Raw genomic sequence first — 9,179 nt, 5'->3', positions numbered from 1 at the left:
CATCAACGTACTGGCCAACGATACCGATGTCGACGACGGTCACCTGTTCACGCTGAACTCGGCCAGCGCGCCGGCAAACAAGGGCACGGCCAGCGTGGTCGGCAACCAGCTCGTCTTCAATCCGGGAGCCGACTTTGATCATCTGGCACAGGGCGTGGTCGAGCACGTGACGCTCACTTACCAGATGCAGGATGAACACGGCGCGCTCTCGAGCTCCACGGTGGACGTGACCATCACCGGCACCAACGACGTTCCGGTAGCAGTGGCCGATGTCGCTGCCGGCACGGAAAACCAGACCCTGACCATCAACGTACTGGCCAACGATACCGATGTCGACGACGGTCACCTGTTCACGCTGAACTCGGCCAGCGCGCCGGCAAACAAGGGCACGGCCAGCGTGGTCGGCAACCAGCTCGTATTCAATCCGGGAGCCGACTTTGATCATCTGGCGCAGGGCGTGGTCGAACACGTGACACTCAGTTACCAGATGCAGGACCAGTACGGGGCACTCTCGAGCTCCACGGTGGACGTGACCGTCACCGGCACCAACGACGCGCCGGTGGCAGTGGCCGATACAGCCGCCGGCACGGAAAACCAGACCCTGACCATCAACGTGCTGGCCAACGACACCGATGTCGATGACGGTCACGCGTTCACGCTGAACTCGGCCAGCGCGCCGGCAAACAAAGGCTCGGCCAGCGTGGTCGGCAACCAGCTGCTGTTCAACCCCGGAACTGACTTCGACCACCTGGCGCAGGGTGTGGTCGAACACGTGACACTCAGTTACCAGATGCAGGACCAGTACGGGGCACTCTCGAGTTCCACGGTGGACGTGACCATCACCGGTACCAACGATGCTCCGGTAATGACGGCAGGTGGTTCTCTGTCGTACACAGAGAACCAGGCAGCGACGGCGATCAACTCGGTGCTGACGGTCACCGATGTCGACAGTAGCAACCTAACGGGCGCTACGGTATCGATCACCAGCAACTTTGCCTCGGGTCAGGACGTACTCGGGTTCACCAACCAGAACGGCATCAGCGGCAGCTACAACGCAAGCACTGGCGTGCTGACACTAAGCGGGACGTCGTCGGTGGCGAACTATCAAGCCGCGCTACGTTCGGTGACCTACTCCGACACCAGCGACAACCCGTCGACGGCACCGCGCACGATTAGCTTCCAAGTGGATGACGGCTCTGCTGCTAACCACGCGAGCAACGTCGCAACGACGACCGTCACGGTGGCGGCAACCAATGACGCGCCGATAGTGGACTTGAATGGTGGCAGCGCGGGCAATGACGCAACGGCGAACTATCCAACAGGCACCTCGCAGTTATTGATTGCGCCGTTGGCGACGGTCACCGACGTCGACTCGCCGAATCTGTCGTCGATGACTGTCACGTTGACGAACGCTATGGACAGCAACAATTCGAACGTCAGGGAAATGCTCTCTCTGAACGCGTCAGCATCGACCGCCGCTACGGGGTTGACGGTGACCGGTGTTGCCAGTGGCACAAACAATGGGATCTATACACTGACGATCACTGGCTCGGCTAGCCAGGCCACCTACCAGACTATCCTCAAAGGCGTTCAGTACACTGACACCAAGACCGGAAGCCACAACGTTACCGACCGAATCGTGAACGTAGTGACCAACGATGGAGCGGCAAATAGCCTCTTGCACACAGTCACAATCCATGTGGCCGCTCCGGCTGGCGTAGCCGGCGAGGCAATCAACCTGGCACTGACCGATCCCACGCCCGACACCTCTGAGGTCATTACCTACAAGGTGAGCGGGGTTCCGATAAATTGGGTACTGAGTGCCGGAACCAGAAACGGTGACGGTAGTTGGACGATACAGACCAGCGACCCCTCCGCACTGACGGTCATGACGCCATCCACCTATGCCGGTGCGATGGAACTCACAGTAACTTACGGATGGACCAATGCGGACGGCAGTACAAGCAGTCATATCGTTTCCGACAACGTCGAAGCCTACGCCCCCGGCTCGCCGATCTTCGCCTTGTCAGCGGACGACAACCTCACTGCCTCCAGCGGTGCTGACCTGTTCGTGTTCGCTCAGCCGGTTGGCAACAACGTCATCCACAGCTTCGATACGGCAGCGGACAAAATCGACTTGATCGGCTTCACGGGCGTTACCGGCTTTGCTGACTTGAGCATCGCTCATGACGCAAACGGCAATGCGTTGATCAGCATGGGTTCCGGCCAGACGGTCACCCTGAAAGGTGTCGATGCGGCGGGCTTGAGCGAAGCGAACTTCCAGTTCGATGTGGATCCGCTCACCACCAATACCGGCACCATCAGCATTGCCAACGGGGCGATCATGCCGTTTGGTGGCAGCATCCATAACAGCGGCACCATCGAGCTCGGCTCCACCGGCACTGAGACCGACCTGGAAATCCTCTTCCGTGGCGCGACCTTGACCGGCGGCGGACATGTGCTGCTGTCCGACAGCGCGCACAACGTGATTTTCGGTGGCAGTGCCGACACCGTGCTGACCAACGTCGACAACCACATCTCCGGTGCCGGCCAACTCGGCGCAGGGCAAATGGTGCTGGTCAATGAGGGGCTGATCCAGGCCGACGGGCTGAACAGCCTGGTGCTCGACACCGGCTCCCACACCATAGTCAACAGCGGCGTGCTGGAATCCACGGGCATGGGGGGCATGACGGTGACCAGCGCAGTCGACAACTCCGGTCACCTGTGGGCCAATGGCGGCGACCTGCGCCTGCTGGCAGACGTAACCGGCAACGGCAGTGCCACAATCGATGGCGATGCCAGCCTGATCTTCGGCGGCGGCGCCCACGCGTCAGTCGCCTTCCACGGAGAAGGTGCGGGTACGCTGATCGTGGAGCACGCCGCGGATGCCAGCTCGCTGGTCGGCATTCTCGGACTCGAAAGCAATGACTCGCTGATGTTCGGCGATATTGCCTTCGGCGCCAACACCCAGCTCGGCTACAGCGCCAATGCCCTTGGCTCCGGCGGCCTGCTGACGGTGGACGACGGCGTGCATCGGGCCGAAATGAACCTGCTGGGGCACTACTCGGCGGCCGACTTCCATGTCACCGACGGCGGCGCAGCCGGCACCCTGGTCGATTACCACGGCGTATCCAGCGGTACACTGGTGGGCAGCATGGACATACTCAGCGGTGGCGCGGGAGCCGATGTGTTCGCCTACCTCAGCCCGAACGACGGCGGCGACACCATCCTCGACTACAACTTCGCGGAAGGTGACACGCTCGACCTCTCCGCGCTGCTCAAGGCCAACTTCGTTAGCGGCAGCAGCCAGGTGTCAGACTTCGTCCAACTGGCGAAGTCCGGCAGCGACATCACCGTGAAGGTGGATACCGATGGTGCAGCCAATGGTGCGCATTTCACTGATGTGGCGGTCCTTGCCAACGCTGGCACGGCCGGCACCGATCTTGTGCGTGCCTGGTTCGGGGATGCTGACCATACGCTGAAGACCTGACAGACTGGAGCTACCCGGGGGGGCAAACATTTGCCTCCCGGGCTGCCAGGCAAAGCCAAAGCATCGCCTACATCGGCGCTGGCGGTCCGATCAGCCGGCCCATGACACCGAACAGTCCCAGCGACCTGATTGCCTCCAGTTCCCCCTGCGTTTCTACCTGCTCGGCAATCAACGGTAAATCGATGCTGTTGGTCGCGCGGAAAATGGCTTCGATGAACAGGCGTTTGTCGCTTTGCTGGTCGATGGCGCGAATGTAGCTGCCGTCGATTTTCAGGTAGGCCAAACCGAGTTGGGTGAGGTTGCCGATCTGGCTGAAGCTGCCACCGAAGTGCTGCAGGCCGATCCCGTAGCCGGTGTTGTGCAGGCTCAGGCACAGTTGACGCAACTCTTCGGGGGGCGGCAGTTGGCGTTCGTCGAGTTCAAGGGTCAGCAAGGGGGCAAGACTGGGCAGGCCGTCGAGCATATCGAGGATCAGGCGCCGTTGCGTGGCATCGTGCAGGGTGCTGCCGGACACGCTCAGGGCCAGCGGCCAAGGGTGTTCGGCAAGGTAGTCGAGGGTGTGTTCGAGCATTGCCAGGTCGAACCGTGCCGACCAGCCCAGCCGTTCTATCCAGGGGAGAAAGTGCCCGGCGCAAATGGCTTTGCCCTGCGGATCGAGCAGACGCGCCAGCACCTTGTGGTGCAGCACCTGGCTGGTGTCGGCGCATTGCACCACGGGTTGGAAGTACAGCTGCATTTTGCCGTGAGTCAGGGCGTCATCGATCCAGGTGCGCCAGTCGTGCTGCGTCTGGTTCGGTGGGTTATCGGACTGCTGCAGATGCACCCACGGCCGTTCGGGATGCTGCTGGGCCTGAGTCAGTGCCTGATCGAGGCGCAGCAGAATGTCGGTGGAGGCTTCACCGGGTGTGTAGGCGACGACTCCCAGATGCGCCACCGGCATGCAGTCGCTGGCGCCGGTCAGGCGCAGATTTTCCAGGGTGGCGCTGATCTCTGCGGCCAGGCGCGCGGCGTCCTTGCTGTCCAGGCCAGGGGTCAGCAGGCTGAACTCACCGCCCCGATTGCGTGCGGCCAGCCAGGTATGGCGATCCGGCTGTTCAATCAGGCGTTTGAGTAACTGACCCACGGCGCTAATCAGCGCGTCGGTACGCTGGCCCCCCAGTCGCTGGTTGAGCCCGGTCAGGTCATTGATCCGCAGCATCAGCAGGTGTCCGGCGCTGCTCTGCTCGGTCACCAGCAACTGATCGGTGAGTTGTTCGTTGAGCAAACGGCGGTTGGCCAGCCCCGTAAGACTGTCCTGAAACGACTCGGCGCGCAGTTGTTCGCTTCGTGCGGCTTCTTCGGCAAACAGCCCTTTGAGCTTTTCGACCATTTGGTTCATCGCCAGCACCACGCGTTTGAGTTCCGGGGTTCTGGGCACCTTCGGCAGGCTGAGAAACTCGCGTTTGTTGATGGCTTCGGCCTGTTTGACCATGGCGTCGAGCGGGCGCAGTTGCCGACGCAGCAACCAGCCGCCGAACATTGCGCTGAGCAACCCGCACAGCAGTAACCAGACCAGGCTGCCGAGGGTACTGTCCCACAGTTTGCTCAGGACGAACTGTGGGTTGCTCACCACTTCAACGCGCGCGGCTTGCTCCCAACCACGCATCACCAACGCATCCCCGCCTTGCGGATGCAGGTTCACCAGATCGACGAACCAACCCGGTACGCGTTCGGTGGTGGCGACCGCGTTGCGCTCGACCAGGACGCGTTCGTCCTCGATATTGATGACCCGAATACTGGAAAAGTAGCCACTGTCGAAGACCGAGCTGACCATCAATTCAATCATCGCCAGGTCGTCGATCTGTGTGGTCAACGACAGCCCCAGTGCGGTGGCGGTGTCCTGGGCATGGGAGCGCAATTGGCTGAGTATCTGTGCACGCGAGCTTTCCAGGCCGACAAAGAAACTGCCGCTGAAGGCGACCAGCAAGAACAGGCAGATGGCCAAAAACAACTGTTTGAGTAGCGACATGAGACGCTCCGGAGCGTTGACCTTCCTGGACGACGGGATATGTCTGGCCGCAGACGTGCAGATGCCTGGAGTTTAGGCGCTGTTTTGCAGGAGGCAGGGCAGATTGTCGGGGGGGCGGGGGGATAGATGAGCTTATGTGGCGAGGCGTATTCAGGGTTTGATCAGGGTTTTCTGCCGCAGGATATACACCGTCACCAGCACTGCGCTGGTCAGCATGAAGCCACGTGCCCAGGGCAGTGGGACGAGGATGCAGGACAGGCCGATGCTCAGCCACATCAGGCCAATGGCGTAGACCTTGCCCTTGAGCGGAATGCCGTTGCCGTCCAGATAGTCGCGAATCCAGGGGCCGAGTTGTGGATGCTCGACCAGCCATTGATAAAAGCGCGGTGAACTGCGGGCGAAACAGGCGGCTGCCAACAGCAGGAAAGGGGTGGTGGGCAGTACAGGCAGGAAGATCCCGATCACCCCCAACGCTACGCTCAGCCAGCCGATGGCCAGCAGCACGTAGCGCAGGATCAGGGGGCGTTTGCCTATGGGTTCAGCCACAGGCAACGACTTAGTGGTGACGAGGCTTGAGAATCGCCGGTTTTTCGTCTGGCGCGTTGCACAGCAGGTACAGCGCGGTCAGGGCTTCCGGGATCTGCACGATCATGTCGTCCATCAGGTTGGCGTCGGCCGCGATGTCGGAGAACTCCGGCTGTTCGTCGAACAGGCCGGAACCGACCATGATCGGCAGCAGCATTTCGCTGACTTCGTCTTCGGCGGTCTCGAACCAGGCTTCTTCACGCAGGAATACGCCTTCCATGAAGCCGATGCACCAGCCGCGCAGGTCGGAATCATCCGGCTCTTCGCCCAGGTCCAGGTCGCATGGCAGCTCGAACTCTTCATCGGAGGCCAGTTGGCGAGCGATATGAGCCTTGAGGGCAATCAGGGTCGATTCGATTTCTGCACGCTCGGCGTCGTCGCGATAATGCGGCTCTTCGGCGAACAGCGCGTCGATCCACTCACGATCAGGCACCGTCTCGGAACAGATCGACAGGGCTGTCAGATAGCCGTGGGCGGCCACATAGTCCAGCGCCTCGTCATGCAGCTCGTCGGCGTCGAGGAAGGCTTGCAGGCGGGTTAGTTGCTCAGCGAAGGACATTGAAGGACTACCTTGGGAATATACGATGCCCAATTCTAGGCGTTCTTGAGCGGTCCGGCCAGCCGCACGGCAGATTTGCCCGCATTCCAGACCAGTCTAGTCCCGATCCGTAGCAGCTGCCGAGCCCGCGAGGCAGCTGCTACAAGGGGGATTTGTTGATCTGGGCGGGGAGGCTATTCGTCAGTGACGCCCTTTGCCCGGTATCGCTCGGGTATACTCGCGCGTTTTGCAAAGCCCTGCAGGTGTCGCGACGGTCCAGGACAAATCCGCTTACGGATCTGTCCGTGAACAATGCGGTTTTTTGATCCAGCCTGCACACAGGGATATTCAGCACCATTTGGAGTTTTTCATGCTCGAACAGGCTCAGCGCGTCCTCAAGGACATCTTCGGCTACGACAGTTTTCGTGGCCGCCAGGGTGCCATCATTGAGCGCGTGGCCAGCGGCGGTGACGCTCTGGTGCTGATGCCGACCGGTGGCGGCAAGTCGCTGTGCTTCCAGGTCCCGGCACTGTTGCGTGATGGCCTGGCGGTGGTGGTTTCACCGCTGATTGCCTTGATGGACGATCAGGTCGCGACCCTCGAAGAACTCGGCGTGGCCGCGGCGGCGCTCAATTCGACCTTGAGTGCCGAGCAACAGCGCGATCTGGCGGCGCGGATCAAGCGCGGTGAAGTGAAGATGCTGTATCTGGCGCCTGAGCGCCTGGTTCAGCCACGGATGCTGGCGTTCCTGCAAAGTCTTGAAATCGCTCTGTTTGCCATCGACGAAGCTCACTGCGTATCGCAATGGGGGCACGATTTCCGCCGGGAATACCTGCAATTGGGCCAATTGGCGGAGCTGTTCCCCAACGTCCCGCGCATCGCCCTGACTGCCACGGCCGACAAGCGCACCCGGGAAGAAATCGTCGAGCGCCTGCACCTGCAGAACGCCGAGCGCTTTCTGTCGAGTTTCGATCGGCCGAACATTTTCTACCGCATCGTGCCCAAGGAGCAGCCGCGCAAGCAGTTGCTGGCGTTTTTGGCTGAACGGCGCAGTGATGCCGGCATCGTCTATTGCCTGTCGCGCAAGAAGGTCGACGAAGTAGCGGTGTTCCTCAGCGAGCAAGGTTTCCCGGCGTTGCCGTACCACGCTGGCCTGCCCAACGATACGCGGGCCCACCACCAGAAGCGCTTTCTCAACGAGGAAGGCCTGATCATGGTCGCCACCGTGGCGTTCGGCATGGGCATCGACAAACCCAACGTGCGCTTTGTCGCGCATCTGGACTTGCCGAAATCCCTTGAGGCCTATTACCAGGAAACCGGTCGGGGTGGCCGTGACGGTCTACCGGCAGATGCCTGGATGGCTTACGGCCTGCAAGACGTGGTGATGCTCAAGCAGATGCTGCAAAACTCCGAAGGCGATGAGCGCCACAAGCGTCTGGAGCAGCACAAGCTCGACGCCATGCTCTCGCTCTGCGAAGAAACCCGCTGCCGCCGTCAGACGCTTCTGGCCTACTTCGACGAAGACATGCCGCAGCCCTGTGGGCATTGCGACAACTGTGTCGACGGTGTGCAGACCTGGGACGCCACCGAACCGGCCCGTCAGGCACTGTCGGCAATCTACCGTACTGGCCAGCGCTACGGCGTCGGACATCTGGTGGATGTGTTGCTGGGCAAGGACAACGAAAAGGTCCGTAGCTTCGGCCATCAGCATCTGTCGGTGTACGGTGTCGGCAAGGCGCGGGCTGAAGGCGAATGGCGTTCATTGTTCCGACAGCTGGTAGCGCGCGGTCTGGCGGACATCGATCTGGAAGGTTACGGCGGCCTGCGTTTAAGCGACAGCTGCCGACCGCTGCTCAAAGGTGAAGTGACCCTGGAGCTGCGCCGCGACCTCAAACCGCAAACCACCGCGAAAAGCAGCAGCACCAGCCAGGCCAGCCAGTTGGTGCGAGGCGAAGAACGCGAGCAGTGGGAAGCCTTGCGCGCCCTGCGCCGCAAGCTCGCCGGAGAGCATGGCGTGCCGCCGTACGTCATCTTCCCCGATTCGACCTTGCTCGAAATGCTCCGCAGCCAGCCAAGCTCCCTGCCGGAAATGGCCAAGGTCAGTGGCGTCGGTGCGCGCAAGCTGGAGCGCTATGGCGAGGCCTTCCTCGAAGTGCTGGGCGGCCAGGCCGAGGCCCCGAAAGTGGTTGCCGACCTGCGTCACGAGTTGATCACACTGGCGCGCGCCGGCATGACGCCGATGCAGATTGCCGGTCAGTTGCAGTGTTCGGAAAAGAACGTGTACACGATGCTCGCCGAGGCCATCGGCAAGCAGCAACTGTCGCTGGAGCAGGCACTGGACCTTCCGGAAGACCTGATGGGTGAAGTCCAGGACGCATTCCTGGACGGCGAGGGCGAGCTGCCGCCGGTGTCGGAGATTTCCGCGTTGTTTGCCGGTCGTGTTCCCGAGGGCGTTTTGTACTGTGTAAGAGCGGCATTGCAGTCGGAGTTTGAAATTTAAGTGTCGAAGATCAAGATGTAACGATTCAGTACAGACCGAGCCTTGCCTAGAGTCGAGG

The 9,179-nt window shown here is 61.2% G+C and carries 5 protein-coding genes; 2 read left to right on the top strand and 3 right to left on the bottom strand.

Annotated elements, in window-relative coordinates; translation table 11 throughout:
* A partial coding sequence (locus AC1DH9_RS07905) for a beta strand repeat-containing protein (protein WP_477808011.1) occupies positions 1-3,490 on the top strand: 3,490 nt, incomplete at its 5' end.
* A 67-nt stretch (positions 3,491-3,557) separates the two neighbouring features.
* Here the strand turns inward: AC1DH9_RS07905 and lapD are convergent.
* The 3 genes from lapD to AC1DH9_RS07890 all read right to left on the bottom strand — a co-directional run bounded on the left by lapD (position 3,558) and on the right by AC1DH9_RS07890 (position 6,642).
* Positions 3,558-5,498 (bottom strand): cyclic di-GMP receptor LapD, encoded by a 1,941-nt coding sequence (lapD, locus tag AC1DH9_RS07900; protein WP_427539210.1) that lies wholly within the window; start codon positions 5,496-5,498, stop codon positions 3,558-3,560.
* 150 nt (positions 5,499-5,648) lie between these two features.
* Complete coding sequence (locus AC1DH9_RS07895) at positions 5,649-6,044, bottom strand: YbaN family protein (RefSeq protein WP_427529826.1); 396 nt, start codon at positions 6,042-6,044, stop codon at positions 5,649-5,651.
* 10 nt (positions 6,045-6,054) lie between these two features.
* Complete coding sequence (locus AC1DH9_RS07890) at positions 6,055-6,642, bottom strand: UPF0149 family protein (protein ID WP_103315564.1); 588 nt, start codon at positions 6,640-6,642, stop codon at positions 6,055-6,057.
* 349 nt (positions 6,643-6,991) lie between these two features.
* Between AC1DH9_RS07890 and recQ the strand changes: the two genes are divergently transcribed.
* Positions 6,992-9,121: a DNA helicase RecQ gene (gene recQ / locus AC1DH9_RS07885; RefSeq protein WP_019692441.1), complete on the top strand. Its 2,130-nt coding sequence runs from the start codon at positions 6,992-6,994 to the stop codon at positions 9,119-9,121.
* The last annotated feature ends 58 nt before the right edge of the window (positions 9,122-9,179 follow it).

Source organism: Pseudomonas sp. 05T35, from assembly GCF_056396605.1.
Note: the sequence above shows the minus strand (reverse complement) of the source record. Positions and strands in the feature narration are given on the sequence as shown.